We start from the raw sequence: 16,988 nt of genomic DNA on the forward strand, positions 1-16,988 counted from the left end.
ATGACATTACCGCATATTTTAGACACCAAAGCAGTTAAATCGTACATCCAACAATGCGAATATCAGCACAACGATGAGTTTTTTGATACCAAAATTGACGACCTTCAGCGCCAACGAGCTGAGCTATTTAGCCAAATATTAATTGCACTTTGGCAGGCTTTCGATTTAACCAAATACCAAGATTTATCATTAAATGCAGTTGGTGGTTTTGGCCGTCAAACACTCCACCCAAGGTCTGACATCGATATTTGTATTTTATCTGATAAACCGTTGACCATCGAGCAGGAGCACGCACTCTCTAGCTTTTTAACTAAACTATGGGATCTCGGTGTCGATATTGGGTATGCCGTGAGAACAGAGCAAGAGAATATCAAGGCTGCGGCTCAGGATGTCACAATAGCGACTAATCTGCTGGATATCACAACACTTTGTGGCAAGTCATCACATGCGCAAAATATTTTAGAGCGACTCTATGCTAACGACATTTCAACGAGTAAACAGTTTTTTCACGATAAAGTTTCTGAGCAACAAAGTCGTCATAACAAAGCAAAAAATACAGCGCTCTACTTAGAGCCTAATATGAAAAACAACCCCGGTGGTATGCGTGATGTGCAAACCATCATTTGGATTGCTCGCAAGCACTTTCATGTGGACGATGCTAAATCTCTTCGTACACTTGGCTTTTTAACACCAGATGAATATCAAGAATTGATGGAAGCATATCAATTTGTTTGCCGCGTTCGTTGGGCACTGCACGTTGTCGCTAAACGAGCTAGTGAAGACCTATTGTTTGAACATCAAGCCGATGTCGCCAAGTTTATGGGCTTTGGTCACGGCGAAAACGCACAACTTGCCGTTGAAAAAATGATGCGTCAATTGTTCAGAGCGATGACAAGAATTCGCGAACTTAATCAAATGATGCTCAGCATGATCGAACGAACCATTTTTGCCGATACTCAACCAACGATTGAAGAGCAAAACCTAGATGAGCACTTCGTTGTTCGCAACAACATGATACAAGCGAAATACGACGAAGTATTTTTCAACAAAGCCAATGTATTAAAATTATTTAGACTCATTGCCGAACACCAAGAGACCATTCATATTGCCCCAGAAACTTTGCGGTTGTTAAGGCAGACTCGCCGCAGCCTGTTAGGTGAATTACAAGATTATCAAGCTTGTAGAAAAGAGTTCTTAACTATTTTACGTGCTGACAATGGCTTAAAACACGCCTTTAGCTTAATGCATCGCTACGGAGTACTCGCCTCGTACTTTCCTGAATGGAAAGCCATTGAGGGGCAAATGCAGTTTGATATGCACAACGCCTACACTGTTGACGAGCACGCCTTTAAGTTGCTGCAACACCTCGATAGCTTTAGTGATAAAGGCCAAACCAACAAACTCGCTGCCAGTGTATTCAATAAGAATAAATTTAAACATATTCTCGCCATTGCAGGTCTGTGCCACGATTTAAGTGGTAAGCAAACTCACGAAGCTAATGATTTTAGTGCATTACATGCGAAAGAATTTGCCCTACTTCACGGCTTAAAAAACTCAGAAGTAGAGTTGATTTATTGGCTTGTCACCCATCAAAATTTATTAACCAGCACCGCTCAAACACGCGATATTAATGAGCCCGAAGTTATTCAAACAATTGCCAAACGCATCGGCACTGAAACCAAATTAAATGCCCTGTATTGCTTTACCGTCGCCGATTTAATGGCAACAAACGATCAAAGTTGGAACGAGTGGCAAGAAAGCTTACTCAATGAGCTCTATTTTTCATTGCGAGAAGCCCTGAAAAATGGCGTTGAGAATATCTTTGAGCAGCGCGTGGTCATTAGAGAAAACAAAGCCGAAGCAACCAGCCAATTGATCAGTTGTGGTTTTACAGAAAGCGATATTAACGAGCTGTGGTCGAATATTCCTTCAACGTTTTTCAGTTCGAATCAGGTGCAAGAGATTATCGATTTTAGCCATCAAATATTGGTTAATAAGCAACACCAACATATCGTTTCCCTGATGGAAAACCCCAATTTAGAGTGCAACAACTTACTCGTATACTCGCAAGATAGAAACATGTTATTCGTCGATTTATTTAATAATCTATCGGCGCTCAAAATCAGAGTAAAAGAGGCGCAATTATACAAAACCAAAAATGGTAATGTGCTCGAGGTAATCAAAATTCTCGATCACAATAACGAGCCAATCACCGATAATGAGCGAGAGCACCAAGTACTTAATCGCATTGAGCAAGTATTAGAAGATAACAATATTAATCACAAGCCCAAGCAACCTAGGCATGTCGGTAACTTCGATAATACGCCTGATATTAGCTTTTTGCCGAGCCACAAGAAAAACCGCGCCTTACTAAAAGTGAATGCCTTGAATAACCCATTATTCATCGAAAAAATTTGTGAAGTCTTTCGCAAAAAGCAGCTAACGGTTCACTCGGCACGGATCAGTACGTTGGGTGAAAGCGCTGAAAATGTTTTTTCGATATCGACACCAAGTAAAGATGGGATGACCAAACAAGAACAACATGAGTTAGTTGAAATGTTATTAAATAAAATAGCTTAATCACTCCCACAACCTATAAAACTGCAGGCTTTGACAAAAATATCAGGGTCTGCAGCTTACTTCGAGTTCTCAATAACAATGTCTTAATCACCTTGCCGAGTGCATGTAATCACTAGCACATCGCTATCGCGTTATTAATTATTCTCTTTTTACACTTTATTTTAGACGTCTAAACACCTATACTGCCAACCAGCAAAAAGAAATCTGTAAAAGGTGTGACTTTGAATAACGGCTCAGAGCTCAAAGCTCGATATAACGACAACAACCGCGGTGTATATTTTATTGGGACTACGCCTCCAAAAAGCGACACGCCGGTAGATCAAGTAGACACTATAGCCCAGAAGCTACTCGAAAGGGTTAGTGATATCGACGTTGATGGTTTTATCGTTTATGACATTCAAGATGAAGGCTCAAGAACAAATGCGCCAAGACCATTCCCATTCAAAAGTACCCATGATCCTCGATTGTATGCATCTTTACTTAATCAGAAATCAACGCGTCCAGTCATTACCTATAAAAGCGTTGGTCAATCGTCAGTTGAAGATATTCAACAATGGGCTGACGAAGCATGGCGCGACTATAACGTTCGTGACTTAGTACTCGTTGGCAGCCCGTCACACAAAAACCGAGTATCTTTATCATTAGAAGATGCATACAAAGCGGTTAAAGAAAGTAGCCACGAGTTTTTTACAGGCGGTGTGACAATTGCCGAGCGTCATGCGAGCAAAGGCAACGAGCATCAACGATTAATTGAAAAATACCAACAAGGTTGTAATTTTTTCATCTCTCAGGCGATCTACAACCCGCAAGCGACCATAGATCAGCTCACTCGTTACGCGATCGAATGTAAAAACTTAGGCTTAAAACCTCAACGAATCATTTTAACCTTTTCACCTTGCGGTAGTGAAAAAACCTTAGCGTTTATCGAATGGTTAGGCGTTAGTGTGCCCGAGGCTACTAGCTTGCGCATTTTAAACGCCGACAAACCGCTTTACGAATCGATTCGCATCTGCAGCAACAGCTTACAACAAATCTTAGACGCGGTTATCCCCTACAACCTGCCACTGGGTTTAAACATAGAAAGTTTAACCAACCGCAAAGAGGAAATTGATGGCTCGATATTACTCTACAAATTATTGCGCTCGATGATGGATAACTACTTAGCTAAAAACGAATTGCTCACACTGAGCCGAAGTTAACTCTTTGGTTATTATATAAAAAGCCCCGACACTGCGATCAGGGCTTAAGAATGTGTTGAGTTGGTCGATAAGTCACCTCAGCAACTCCAACAACTTTATTTGTTTATCATGAATTTACGAAATTCTTGCTCTTGTCGCATAACATATAAAATAAAGATCGTATCATTTTCTATTTTGTAAAATATTCGACATGGCGGCACCACAACTTCTCTAAACGAAAACCCTTGCAGTTCAGCAGGCACTTTACCCGAGTTAGGGTGCTCACTTAACCTATCAACTTTAGTAAATACTTTTTGAACTAAGGCTTTAGCTGCTTGCTCATTGTGGAGCGCAATATATTCGGCAATGTCATTAACATTGTTTAGCGCAGGCTCTGTCCAAATTATTTCAGCCACTTAGACATCTTCTCTTTCGCTTGGCTATGTGAAAAGACCTTGCCTTCATTTATCGCTTTTTCACCTTTAGCAATCTCCTCAAGAATAGTCATACGCTGCTGCATAAACTCATAATCTTTAACATCAACCAAGTAAGCTGATGGCTGGCCGTGCTCGGTAATTAAAACAGGCTCTTTAGATTCATGTAGCTCTGCTAAAATTTTAGTCGCTTGTCGTTTTAGTGTGGTAACAAGTTCAACTCGCATAATAAAATCCAACAATAGAAAAGTATCACTATAGTAGCACTTGATGTTAAGTTGGTCTAATTTCTTAATCAAGCTCAAGCAACCTACTCGGTTTCAACGCGAGCCACGGGCCAATATGGCAATAACAAACCCTATTGGTCTTGCTCCGAGTGCCAGAGGTTTTAGCACCCTTGCAACCCACTGAGTCTGGTGATCAATTACCTCATCACCAGATGAAAAAAGCCCCGGCAAAAATGCCGAGGCTTTGTGAATGTGTTGAGTTAGTCGATAAGCCGGGTTCTGTACTTTTCCTAAGAAAAGGGACAATCATTCGTCTAGGCCTTAAATCACTCTAAGGCTCAAGCAACCTACCCGGTTTCAACGCGAGCCACGCGCCAATATAGCAATAACAAACCCTATTTGGTCTTGCTCCGAGTGCCTGAGGTTTTCGCACCCTTGCAACCAACTGTTACTCGTGATCAATTACCTCATCACCAGATGAAAAAAGCCCCGGCAAAAATGCCGAGACTTTGTGAATGTGTTGAGTTGGTCGATAAGCCGGGTTCTGTACTTTTCCACTTACCGAAGTAAATAAAAAAGGGACAATCATTCGTCTAGGCCTTAAATCACTCTAAGGCTCAAGCAACCTACCCGGTTTCAACGCGAGCCACGCGCCAATATCGCAATAACAAACCCTATTTGGTCTTGCTCCGAGTGCCTGAGGTTTTCGCACCCTTGCAACCAACTGTTACTCGTGATCAATTACCTCATCACCATATGAAAAAAGCCCCGGCAAAAATGCCGAGGCTTTGTGAATGTGTTGAGTTGGTCGATAAGCCGGGTTCTGTACTTTTCCTAAGAAAAGGGACAATCATTCGTCTAGGCCTTAAATCACTCTAAGGCTCAAGCAACCTACCCGGTTTCAACGCGAGCCACGCGCCAATATCGCAATAACAACCCCTATTTGGTCTTGCTCCGAGTGCCTGAGGTTTTAGCACCCTTGCAACCAACTGTTACTCGTGATCAATTACCTCATCACCAGATGAAAAAAGCCCCAGCAAAAATGCCGAGGCTTTGTGAATGTGTTGAGTTGGTCGATAAGCCGGGTTCTGTACTTTTCCTAAGAAAAGGGACAATCATTCGTCTAGGCCTTAAATCACTCTAAGGCTCAAGCAACCTACCCGGTTTCAACGCGAGCCACGCGCCAATATCGCAATAACAACCCCTATTTGGTCTTGCTCCGAGTGCCTGAGGTTTTAGCACCCTTGCAACCAACTGTTACTCGTGATCAATTACCTCATCACCAGATGAAAAAAGCCCCAGCAAAAATGCCGAGGCTTTGTGAATGTGTTGAGTTGGTCGATAAGCCGGGTTCTGTACTTTTCCTAAGAAAAGGGACAATCATTCGTCTAGGCCTTAAATCACTCTAAGGCTCAAGCAACCTACCCGGTTTCAACGCGAGCCACGCCATACGAAACCCTATTTGGTCTTGCTCCGAGTGGAGTTTACCTTGCAACCAACTGTTACCAGTGGCCCGGTGCGCTCTTACCGCACCCTTTCACCCTTACCGGTACCGAAGTACTTAGGCGGTCTTCTCTCTGCTGCACTTGTCGTAGGCTTTCGCCCCCCAGACGTTATCTGGCACTCTGCTCTATGGAGCCCGGACTTTCCTCCCCTTTACCTGTCTACTTGATTACTCAAATACAACGATAAAGCAGCGATTGTCTGACCAACTCGGCGCTCATTGTAACTGATCGCCGCGCAATACGCTATCGCTTAAACCAACAACCTAGAATAAAGCAATCAAGTCAGGATCCAACAGATGACATTTGTCATATCACATTGATGACATTCGTCTCTCATCAAACCTCGCCGTGTGAGTAACAATGAAATCCGTAAACAACACAACGACAAGGAACTATCCAATGAAAAAGTTATTACTAGTAGGTTTATTGATTACCTCAACTTCAGCATTAGCTAACCAATCACAAATCGACGCGATTGAGCTGGCTTCAATGCAACTTAATACCAAGCAACTCGTTGCTTTAACTGAGCAAAATGAAAGCTACGACCAGGGTTTGGCACTCTATCGCTTAGCGATAGCACAAAATATAACGGCAGATACTGAAAACGCGATAGCCTCACTCGACAAAGCGATGTCTGTTATGGAATCACATGTCGAGCAGCAACCCAATGATGGCGAAGCATGGGCGCTGCTTGCGCAAATTTACGGACTAAAAGTGAGTTATGAGCCAATGAAAGGTGCACTTTATGGGCCTAAATCTGGTCATGCATTAGCAAAAGCCTGTGAGCTTGCCCCAAACAGCCCTCGCACCTACCTCGTAAAAGGCGTCGGTGAATACAATACACCCGCTATGTTTGGTGGTAGTAAAACCGCGGCACTATCATCACTCGATAAAGCAATTAAGCTTTTTTCTTCTGATAGCAGTGAAAATCAGTGGGGTGAAGCCGAAGCGTATGTTTGGCGAGGATTAACCCATCTAGCGCAAAACAATCAGCAGCAGGCGATAAATGACTGGCAACACGCCCTTGAGATAGCACCGAGCTACGGTTGGGCGAAAATGTTGATTAAACAAAACCAATAGAAATTTCGCCATTAAGCTGAAGCCGCACAAGCGGCTTCAGTATCCATAAACGTAAAATACAACCTGACGCTTGCAAATCGCTCAAATCAAAGTAACGTATTAAATACTAAGGAGAAAGCATGAACAATCAATTTAATATTGCACTGGCAGATGATAGAAAGCCATACTGGATTTGGGGACCTTTAGCTTTTTCTATTTTTTATTTTCTGCCACTCATTTTTAATTTTGAGGCCTTTACTCCCTTACGACTGATTGGTGTTTTTATTATCTATGGAATTTTTGTTTATTGTTACAAAACGGCAACTTGCACGCGAGGTGACCAGGCATTAAAACCCATTATCGCAATTGTTCTCCTTTCAACATTTGGTACTTATATCACCCCAGGCACGCAAGCGCTGTTTGGTTATGCCGCTTTTTTTACTGGCTTTTACTACGCCTTCAACAAAGGGATCTTAGGTCTACTCACTATCCTAGCAGCAATATTTTTCGCTGCACAATTGTTCAACTTTACCGACGTTTATTTTCTTGCGCCTGCCATTATTGTTTCAGTAGGCTTATATTTCTTCGGTCAAGCAGAGCGCCGTGATCGCATTCACAATCAAAAGGAACAAAAAAGCCAGCAACAAATCGAACAACTCGCCACTATCGCTGAGCGCGAGCGAATTGCAAGAGATTTGCATGATCTCGTTGGTCATTCGCTCTCGTCAATTGCATTAAAAGCGGAACTAGCAGAAAAATTAATGGCCAAACAAAATACTGAACAGGCTAAAATCCAAATCAATGAAGTTGCCGAGCTTTCAAGAACTACCTTAGCTGAGATTCGCCATGCAGTATCAGGCTTGAAGCAAGTTAATCTCCAAGGCCAAGTAACCAAGCTAAAGAAAGAGCTAGAATCGCAGGGCTTTACCGTTAAAGATGATATCCAAATCAAACAACTTTCACCGCAAATGGAGTCGCAATTAACCCTCATTACAACTGAGTTAATTACGAATATCTTGCGCCACAGCCAAGGTGATGAAGTAGAAATAGTCATCAAGCAAACGGATATCATCACGTTAACGATTTTTGACAATGGTAATAACGTTCACTATCAGGCAGGTAATGGCCTGACCGGCGTGTACGAGCGCTGCCAACAACTTCACACTGAACCCCAAATAACAACAAACGATGGTTTTCGCGTCACTATCGTAATTAAGGAACAATGACATGATCAAAGTACTGGTGGTTGAAGACCAAGCTATGGTTAGAGGCGCAATTTCCGCACTGTTGTCGTTAGAAGATAATATTGATGTGGTGGCGGAAGCAGAGCATGGCCAGCAAGCCAAGAAAATTTTAGCCGCTGAGCCCGTCGATATCGTCCTGACAGATATTGAAATGCCAGAAATGACAGGGATTGAGCTCGCTGAATTTATTGCTCAACATCACCCTAATATTAAAACCGTGATAATGACAACGTTTAGTAAAGTTGGCTATATCAAACGTGCCATGCAAGCTGGGGTTAAAGGCTTTATCTTAAAAGAAGCACCTTCAGATGAGCTTATTCATACCGTCAACCAAGTGTTCAATGGCCGAAAAGTGATCGATCCCGAGCTCGCTATTAGTGCACTTGATGATGCTGATCCACTAAACGACAAAGAGCGCAAAGCTCTGCGCCTTGCCAGTGAAGGGTTAAAAACCGGCGAAATTGCGGCAAAATTGTTTTTATCGGAAGGTACTGTAAGAAACTATTTATCTGAATGTATTGCTAAATTAAATGCAAGTAACCGGGTTGATGCTGCCCGTATTGCTAAGCAAAAGGGCTGGCTCTAAGTGTAGCGCCTGTGAGCCTTCTATTTGCAAACAGCTTATAAAACGCAATTTCCAACCAAAACCAACACGGAAAGACGATTTTCTCTTACCGCCTTACAGCCTTTTAGCCTTATAGTTACAAACAGCTCTTTAAAATGAGATTCCCGACAAAAACACCACGGGAAAGACGATTTTCTATTACCGCCTTACAGCCTTTTAGCCTTATAGCTACAAACAGCTGTTAAAAATGAGATTCCCGACAAAAACACCACGGGAAAGACGATTTTCTCTTACCGCCTTATCGCCATACAGCCTTACTTATCGCCTCACCACCTTACCGCTTTAACGAAAGCGCAAAGTCATACAAGGTATTCTTTTTAACCCCATAAATTTTAGCAGCTACGGCACACGCTTTTTTCGGTGGTAGCTCTTCTAACAAAATTTCTAATGCTTTCGTGATTTCAGGAGAAATACCCGTGGTGTTTTTCGGTTTACCAGCGATCATCAACACCATTTCACCTTTGAGCTGGTTTGGATCTTCACTAAGCCATTGATGCAAGTTTTCGGCACTATCGCTATAAACCGTTTCAAAGGTTTTGGTTAATTCACGAGCCATAACCACATGACGATCGCCACCGAGCACTTCGACAATATCGGCAACGGTATCAATGGCTCGCCTTGGTGCGTCATAAAACACCATAGTGCGGCTTTCATCTGCTAATTCAGCGAGTATTTTTTGGCGAGCGCCAGATTTTGATGGTAAAAAACCTTCAAATGTAAAACGATCGGTAGGTAAACCCGCGACACTTAATGCGCTAATAGCCGCACACGCGCCTGGTACAGGAACAATAACAATATCATGCTCACGCAAAAAGCTAACGATATGAAAACCAGGATCACTGATAAGTGGCGTACCGGCATCCGACACCAAGGCAATTGACTGACCAGAACGCAGTAACTCTAAAAAGTAGTCTTGGCGTTGTCTCTCATTGTGATCATGTAATGAAATCGTTTTGTTGCTTATCGCTAAATGATTGAGTAATCGCTGGGTGTGGCGAGTGTCTTCACAGGCAATCAAATCCACTTGAGATAACACGCCAATTGCGCGCTCTGTAATATCGGCTAAATTACCAATTGGCGTCGCTACAATGTATAACTGACCTGCTTCAACAAAATTTTGTGACATAATACCTTCTTCCTCGCCACAAAAGTTGTGACTACCTGCGTTGGCGTTTATTATAAACCGACTACTGTAAATACGGATATATAACTCGTGCATTTCAATTGCTTTTTTTCAAAAAATCGTCAGCTTATACTCGCCACACTGGTTGCTGTCACTATTGCAAGTTGTTCTTCCGCGCCTAAAAAAGCGCCCGAACAACCCAAAAGCGTACCAAAAGAGGAAGTAAAGCCAAAAGAAATCGTAGAAGATGCGCAATACTATTTAACAATGGCAGAGCAGTCTCTGGCCACCAATCCTGACCAAACAAGTTACTTATTAATTAATGCGGCTCAGAGCTATTTAAGCGAGGAAAAGCCGAATAATGCACTTTGGTTAGCCAAGCAACTTGAGCAAAATAAAACAGAGCTGACAAGTGAACAACAATATCGCGTTACCCTGATCAAAGCTCAAGCTACAGATATACTTGTGCCCGAGACCAACCTTAAACCAATGCTCGATGAAGCCAACGAGATAGTCACTGAAAATAAATTGCCACACGACCTCGCATATTATCAATTATTGGTTATGCACGCAGAAAGAACGAGTCAATTAGTGCTTGGGCTTGACGCCAAACTTCGCGCCTTTACTTATAATCAACAAGCAACTGATCAAGACATTACAGCACTTTGGCAGGACTTTGTTTTACTGACCCAATGGCAACAACAACAATTGCAGCAAAAGCGTGCGCCAATGGTAACGCCTTGGTTAAAACTGGCAAAACTTGCCAATGAATACGGCCATAATAATCAAGTATTTAATAACAAACTGAGCAATTGGCAAAAACAAAATCCAACCCACCCTGCTAACGTGATTGTCAACCAGCTACTTGAAGAAATAACACTTGAGCAGTTAAATCAACAACCGTCGATAGCGCCTGAACAAAAGGTCATCGCGATTATTTTACCGTTGACAGGTAAGCAAGCAAGAGCGGGGCAAGTTGCGCAGCAAGGTATTCTAGCGGCTTACCAAAATAATACCGATTTGGTGCTTAACTTTATCGACGCCAACCAACTCGACTTTACAACCTTAAACGATACGCTAATCAAGATAAACGCATCACGCGTGATAGGCCCGCTACTGAAAGAGCATGTAGAACAGTTTTTAGCACAAAACATCCCCTTGCCGACATTGTTATTGAATCTGCCGACCCAAACGGCCCTCAAAGACAATCAAATCGCAATTTCAATGCGTCCAGAAGATGAAGCGGTTCAAGCCGCCGCTCAGTTAAGTGACAAACATTACCGCAAACCTTTATTGCTAAGTCATAACGACCCTGTCAGTCAGCGCATTGCGCAAACCTTTGCCAATCAATGGTTGTCAATTACTGATTCACCCATTGAAACCATGACCTACAGCCAAGGAAAGGATATGCAAAATCAATTGAAGCAAAGCCTTGGCGTAGATGATAGCGAACGCAGAATAAAAGATTTACGCGTTCGATTAGATCAAATTCTAAAAATAGAAGAGCGCAATCGCCGTGATATCGATATGATTTACATTGTCGGCAATAATCAACAAACGCGCTTGATCAAACCTTATATTGACGTCAATATCGCCACCTTTGCAGATGTTATTCCCGTATATGCAAGCTCTAGAAGCCATAGTTTAAATCACGATGACAGTGCATTAGTTGATTTAAATGGTATGACGTTTACCGAAATGCCTTGGTTACTAAGCTCCGAGCAACAAAATACCCCACTAGCTAAACAAGCTCACAATTTATGGCCGAATAGAAGTGATTCACTCCAACGCATTTTCGCCATGGGTTATGACGCTATCGAGTTGGTCAATAAGTTAGAAGCGTTTAAAGCTCGACCTTATGTGCGTCATTTTGGTCAAACAGGTGTCCTCAAACTCAACGAGTCAAATGTGCTCACTCGCTCACTGTTATGGGGCCAATATAGTCGTAGCCAAGTCAAGCAACTAGCTCAACTCAACTAACACCATGGCAATTAAAAGCGCGTTAAAACACTGGCTAAAAACGAAATCCTCGGCACAAGAGATAAGTCAGACCACGCGCTCAATTGGCCAAGAAATGGAAGCTGTTGCGATAAATCACCTTAAAGCTCATGGTTTAACACTAGTTAAACAAAATTTTAGTAGTAAATTTGGTGAAATAGATTTGATTTTCCAAACTCAAGACACTCTCATTTTTGTCGAGGTTAAGTACAGAAAATCAAATGCTTATGGTGGTGCCATTCATGCTATTCCCACACAAAAACAGCAAAAAATAGTAAAAACAGCACAATTTTACATGCAACAAGCAAAACTAAATGAATATAATACCAGCTGCAGATTTGATGTCGTGGCGATCCAAGGTTCTGCCGCACATCCAGAAATTACATGGCTGAAAAATGCCTTTTAACGGAGTCTTTGATGCAAGACCTTATTAATAGTAACTTTACCGAAAGCATTCAAACGAAAATTGCGGCAAGTGAAGCGATCGCTGGCTCAATTGAGCAAGCAGGTATGATTCTCGTGCAAAGTTTACTTGCCGGTAACAAGATTTTATCTTGCGGTAACGGTGGCAGCGCAGGTGATGCCCAGCACTTTAGTTCAACGCTATTAAACCGGTTTGAAATTGATCGACCAAGCCTACCAGCAATTGCCTTAACCACTGATAACTCAACGTTAACCTCAATTGCCAATGATTACAGCTATGACGAGATCTTTTCAAAACAAGTACGCGCTCTCGGTGCAAAAGGTGATGTACTTTTAGCTATCTCGACCAGCGGTAACTCACGCAATGTTATCAAGGCGATTGAGGCTGCGGTGGCACGAGATATGCCAATTATAGCCTTAACGGGGAACGATGGTGGTGATATCGCCGGGTTATTAGGTGAAAATGATGTAGAAATTCGCGTGCCTTCGTCACGTACTGCCCGTATTCAAGAAGTTCATTTACTGGTGATCCACTGTCTATGCGAAATTATTGATACGACACTTTTTCCTCAAGGTGACAACTAAGCTATGAAATACAACCAACTTATTATTGTATGTACATTATTAACACTACTACAAGGCTGTGTTGCCGCTACGGTGGCAGGTGTAGTGGGCGGTGTCATGGTTGCCAAAGACAACCGAACTGTTGGCCAACAAATTGACGATCAAAATATCGAAATCAAAGCCATGAGCGAGATTTCAAAACAAGACGCGTTAAGTAATGGCAGTCGGATTAAAGTCGTTAGCGTCAATGGCCGTATTTTAGTGGTTGGCCAAGCGAAAAATGAGTACGTACGCGACTTAGCTATTAAAACGATAAATAACATCACTGGCGTCAAGCAAGTATATAATCAGTTGCGTATTGGTAACGAAATTTCCATGACCACACGATCAAACGATGCATGGCTAACGTCCAAAGTAAAAACGAACATATTCTCAGACAAAAATATCGATGCGACAAAAGTGAAAGTCGTTACTGAAAATGGCGAAGTATTTTTAATGGGGCTAATCCATCAAGAACAAGCTGATATTGCCGTCGAGATTGCACGCAATGTCAGCGGTGTGAATCGCGTTTTTAAAGCGTTTGAGTATTTGTAATAATTACCCTGCTTTGCTTAAGCCCTAAGATCAATAAAGCCGCTCATTTTTAGCGGCTTTATTGATCTTAGCTTAGCATTATTGTTGTTTTCTTAAATACGCAATAAACTCTTTACCTGGCATGGGTTTGGCGTAGTAAAAGCCCTGTACTTCATCACAACCGTGTTTGATTAGGTGCTCTTGTTGCTCTAACTCTTCGATACCTTCAGCGATAACTTTTAAATCGAGCTGTTTACCTAAGCTAATAATCGTTTCTGCAATAAATGAGTGCTCTTTTTCACCAATCGATTTTACAAATGAACGATCGACCTTTAAACGGTCTAGTGGCAACTTCTGTAAGTAGCTCATTGATGAGTAACCCGTACCAAAATCGTCAAGTGCGATACTAATGCGCTCTTGTTTGAGTCGAGTGAGACAATCAATCACCACTTGCGGGTCGTCCATCAAGATATTTTCTGTGATTTCAAGCTCTAGCTTACTCGCTTTTACTTGGTGCGTTTTGGTTGCCTCAATAATTGAGTCAACAAAGTCCGTTCGCTTAAACTGAGGAATTGAGACATTAACCGAAATACCGACATCATCGAAACCATTTTTCTCAAGCTCTTTAATTTGCAAGCAGGCTTGGTTAATTACCCAATCGCCTATATCTAAAATGAGCCCTGAGTATTCAGCGAGTGGCACAAACACCGCAGGCGAGATAAATTGCCCATCTTCCGTTTGCCAACGCAATAATGCTTCAGCACCGATCACTCGCCCGGTCGATAAATCTAGTTGCGGCTGGTACCACAACTGTAACCGATTAGCATTAAAGTCATGACGCAACTGACGAATCATGCCCAAGCGCCATAAGGTTTGCTCTTCCATTTCTTTGGCGTAATACATGTAGTGAACATGCCGGTCTTTTTTGGCCAAGTTTAGCGCAATATTTATCTGGTTAAGTACTTCAACACCCCTACCACCAGCGTCTTCTTGCCGACAAAAGCCAAAACAGGCACTGACAGGTAAAAACTGATCACCCGCAGAAAAAGGATTAATAAAAGTTTTCGACAGTTTTTCTGGTGTTAATATTGAGCTCAAACCTATTAACCCGAAAACGTCCGCGCCAACACGCGCGATTTTAACGCCATTGCCATATCCTTTTAGGCGAGTAGCAACCGCTTTCAAGAGCTGGTTACCAATATCTTGACCTAAACCATCATTAATATCACTGAAATGGCTAATATCTATTAACACTGCAACAAAATCGTTTTGATCGTTACGCGTAAAGTACTCAAGTTCATTTACAAAAGCCAAACGGTTGGGCAGATCAGTTAACCAATCTTTATATGCGGCATTGTTGAGTTTTTGAAAGAGATGAACATTTTCATAGCCAGTTACTACGTTAGTCAGAAAAACCTCAAGTAACGGCTTGACCATCTCTGGCATCGGAGAACTAAGCTCCAGGTAAATAACTGTTCTAAAATCGCCTCTCGACAAATACAAGACTACATAACTTTCATCAAAGTAATGCTGTTTCTGAGTGAAGCATCGATTCAATGCCTCAGTAACTGCAGGCTCTAGCACTTGGCTACACTTTTGGTTAACAAATGCGGCCTGCAAACCACATTGCGCTAATACGTATAAACTTAAATCGTCAGCGCCATCGATAACACCTTGTCCTCGAGCACTAAATACACTTGAAGTTACATTATCGAGTAAACTGTGGAATTGCTCTAAAACACCATGAGCATAGTCAGTGAAGTTATGTAACTCCAAAAGCTCAGACGTAGCACCGATAACTTTCTCTAAACCTTGTTGGCTCTGATTAATGGTGTAAATTTGTTGATAGGAGCGAATAGCGGCATAGACAGTTGTCACCAACTTTCGACGGGTTAATTCAGTTTTTGTTTTGTAGTCATTGATATCGTAATCTTTAATTACGCTTTCTTCCGGCGCGTAACCAGGTTGGCCCGTTCTCAAAACAATCCGAATATCTTGACGGTCCAATTCATCTCTGATGTATTTGACCACATTAAGGCCTGCATCATCAGTTTCCATGACGACATCTAACAACACTAAAACAATGTCATCGCGCGATTCAATTAATTGACACGCATCTTGTCCTGAATAAGCATGTAAGTATTCTAGCGAACGTCCTAAAACAATAACATCAGACAAGGCGAGTTGAGTTACTGAATGAATTTCAGGATCATCGTCTACGATTAACACTTTCCATGTATCTTCACTTTTCTCATCTACGACATCATCTTCATAGAAGTCATCAGAAAATAAGAATTCTTCTTCGGCTCGCTCTGTAACTTGCATATGCCCCTCAAAAAACTGAACATGCTATTCAGTTTAGATACAACTAAAAAAAGATAACTAGTTCCCTTCTTTACATTCTAGTACATAATAAAAGTCAGGATCGCATTATTCAATAAATTATAGACGCAATAATTAAACTTATAACAATTGCAATTAAATAATTAACACTACAAACTTATCATACGCAAAAATTATTAGTAGACAATAACATGACAAATAAACACGCTTCCACTGATAATATCATTACGGTTAACGAGTCTGCTAATACGGCAATTGCGTCGAGTGTTGAAGACACTGCTTCTGAGCGCAAAACTAAAACGGGTCATTCTTCTGCCAAACAACTACTCACCTTGGCCAAATCTTTTGCCATCGACGGCAGTTTGCTGCCTCCAGAAAAGCAAATGCCATTGCAAGATAGGGTAGCTAAACGCGCATTAACTAGCGCACAGCGCCAACAACTCAATCTAGAGGGTATTATTGTCAAAGCTGTGAATTATTGCTCAACAAGTAAAATTGTCGAGCAGGTTGATGCCGATTGGTTTGCTCAATTTATGGAACTTGCTCAAGGTGTTAGTAACAAAACAATGCAAGATCTTTGGGCTAAAATATTAGCGAAAGAAATCAGCTACCCAGGCGCCTTTGCGATTAAAACATTAAAAGTATTTAAAGATTTAAGTATTCACGATGCCAAGCTGTTTGCCAAAGCTACTGCGATCGCATTGAGAGATAACGCTGGCAGGCACTATCGTATTTTATCGGGCAGCTACCAAGTACCAAGTTTGTGGAATAGCTTTGATAAGTCACGCACTGCAACCATTGATCTAGCAAAGTTCGGTTTAAGTTATAGTGATTTACTCGCACTCGCCAATAACGGATTGTTATTCGCTCAGGAAACCGAGACGACAACCTTTGACAAACACCAAGAGTTAGCGCTGATTTTCCAAGGCCAGCCTTTAATCTTACAAAGTGTAAAAAAACAAACCGTATTAAAATATTACAAATATAGTGAAGTGGGTTGTGAACTTGCGCGCTTGATCACCGACAAACCAGACGAGTCGATTAAGCAATCGTTAACTCACTATATTGGCCATCACTTTACCTGCAAGTAAGTGCCAACCAACGTTCAGTAA

14 protein-coding genes and 1 other RNA gene are annotated in these 16,988 nt (G+C 41.9%); 10 read left to right on the forward strand and 5 right to left on the reverse strand.

The genetic code is table 11. The annotated features are described in order from the left end of the window. Positions 1–2,580, forward strand: coding sequence for a [protein-PII] uridylyltransferase (gene glnD, locus LP316_RS01235; protein ID WP_193022299.1), 2,580 nt, complete (start codon positions 1–3; stop codon positions 2,578–2,580). 221 nt (positions 2,581–2,801) lie between these two features. Beyond that, complete coding sequence (locus tag LP316_RS01240) at positions 2,802–3,779, forward strand: methylenetetrahydrofolate reductase (RefSeq protein ID WP_193022300.1); 978 nt, start codon at positions 2,802–2,804, stop codon at positions 3,777–3,779. A gap of 95 nt (positions 3,780–3,874) precedes the next feature. Here the strand turns inward: LP316_RS01240 and LP316_RS01245 are convergent, their stop codons facing one another. The 3 genes from LP316_RS01245 to rnpB form a co-directional block, all read right to left on the reverse strand. Then, positions 3,875–4,174, reverse strand: coding sequence for a type II toxin-antitoxin system RelE/ParE family toxin (locus tag LP316_RS01245; RefSeq protein ID WP_193022301.1), 300 nt, complete (start codon positions 4,172–4,174; stop codon positions 3,875–3,877). Beyond that, positions 4,162–4,419: a type II toxin-antitoxin system Phd/YefM family antitoxin gene (locus LP316_RS01250; RefSeq protein ID WP_193022302.1), complete on the reverse strand. Its 258-nt coding sequence runs from the start codon at positions 4,417–4,419 to the stop codon at positions 4,162–4,164. Before LP316_RS01250 ends, LP316_RS01245 begins: the two co-directional genes overlap by 13 nt. Positions 4,420–5,745: 1,326 nt before the next feature. Next, positions 5,746–6,135, reverse strand: an RNA gene (gene rnpB, locus LP316_RS01255) — RNase P RNA component class A. 188 nt (positions 6,136–6,323) lie between these two features. Between rnpB and LP316_RS01260 the strand changes: the two genes are divergently transcribed. From LP316_RS01260 to LP316_RS01270, 3 genes are all read left to right on the forward strand, one after another. Then, a complete protein-coding gene (locus LP316_RS01260; protein ID WP_193022303.1) occupies positions 6,324–7,004 on the forward strand; it encodes a tetratricopeptide repeat protein in 681 nt (226 codons plus the stop codon). Between the two features lie 119 nt (positions 7,005–7,123). Beyond that, complete coding sequence (locus LP316_RS01265; RefSeq protein ID WP_193022304.1) at positions 7,124–8,209, forward strand: sensor histidine kinase; 1,086 nt, start codon at positions 7,124–7,126, stop codon at positions 8,207–8,209. Position 8,210: 1 nt separating this feature from the next. Continuing rightward, positions 8,211–8,813 carry a DNA-binding response regulator gene (locus LP316_RS01270; protein WP_193022305.1) on the forward strand — a complete coding sequence of 201 codons (603 nt, stop codon included), beginning with the start codon at positions 8,211–8,213 and terminating at the stop codon, positions 8,811–8,813. A 313-nt stretch (positions 8,814–9,126) separates the two neighbouring features. On the opposite strand, the gene rsmI is transcribed toward LP316_RS01270, so the two are convergent. Next, positions 9,127–9,978, reverse strand: a complete 852-nt coding sequence (gene rsmI, locus LP316_RS01275; RefSeq protein ID WP_193022306.1) for a 16S rRNA (cytidine(1402)-2'-O)-methyltransferase — start codon at positions 9,976–9,978, stop codon at positions 9,127–9,129. A gap of 87 nt (positions 9,979–10,065) precedes the next feature. Here rsmI and LP316_RS01280 point away from each other — a divergent pair, with 87 nt between their 5' ends. Genes LP316_RS01280 through dolP form a run of 4 tightly spaced genes read left to right on the forward strand, consistent with a single transcriptional unit; the run spans position 10,066 to position 13,554 of the window. After that, positions 10,066–11,955 carry a penicillin-binding protein activator gene (locus tag LP316_RS01280; RefSeq protein WP_193022307.1) on the forward strand — a complete coding sequence of 630 codons (1,890 nt, stop codon included), beginning with the start codon at positions 10,066–10,068 and terminating at the stop codon, positions 11,953–11,955. Positions 11,956–11,959: 4 nt separating this feature from the next. Beyond that, positions 11,960–12,379, forward strand: a complete 420-nt coding sequence (locus tag LP316_RS01285; protein WP_193022308.1) for a YraN family protein — start codon at positions 11,960–11,962, stop codon at positions 12,377–12,379. Positions 12,380–12,390: 11 nt separating this feature from the next. Beyond that, positions 12,391–12,981 (forward strand): phosphoheptose isomerase, encoded by a 591-nt coding sequence (locus LP316_RS01290; RefSeq protein WP_193022309.1) that lies wholly within the window; start codon positions 12,391–12,393, stop codon positions 12,979–12,981. Positions 12,982–12,984: 3 nt separating this feature from the next. Continuing rightward, positions 12,985–13,554 (forward strand): division/outer membrane stress-associated lipid-binding lipoprotein, encoded by a 570-nt coding sequence (gene dolP, locus LP316_RS01295; RefSeq protein ID WP_193022310.1) that lies wholly within the window; start codon positions 12,985–12,987, stop codon positions 13,552–13,554. A gap of 78 nt (positions 13,555–13,632) precedes the next feature. Here dolP and LP316_RS01300 read toward each other — a convergent pair whose 3' ends face one another. Further along, positions 13,633–15,858: an EAL domain-containing protein gene (locus LP316_RS01300; protein ID WP_193022311.1), complete on the reverse strand. Its 2,226-nt coding sequence runs from the start codon at positions 15,856–15,858 to the stop codon at positions 13,633–13,635. Between the two features lie 209 nt (positions 15,859–16,067). On the opposite strand from LP316_RS01300, the gene LP316_RS01305 reads away from it, so the two are divergent. Further along, complete coding sequence (locus LP316_RS01305; protein ID WP_193022312.1) at positions 16,068–16,967, forward strand: TIGR03899 family protein; 900 nt, start codon at positions 16,068–16,070, stop codon at positions 16,965–16,967. The last annotated feature ends 21 nt before the right edge of the window (positions 16,968–16,988 follow it).

The organism is Thalassotalea sp. LPB0316, from assembly GCF_014898095.1.
In the GTDB taxonomy this organism is placed as follows: Bacteria; Pseudomonadota; Gammaproteobacteria; order Enterobacterales; family Alteromonadaceae; genus Thalassotalea_G.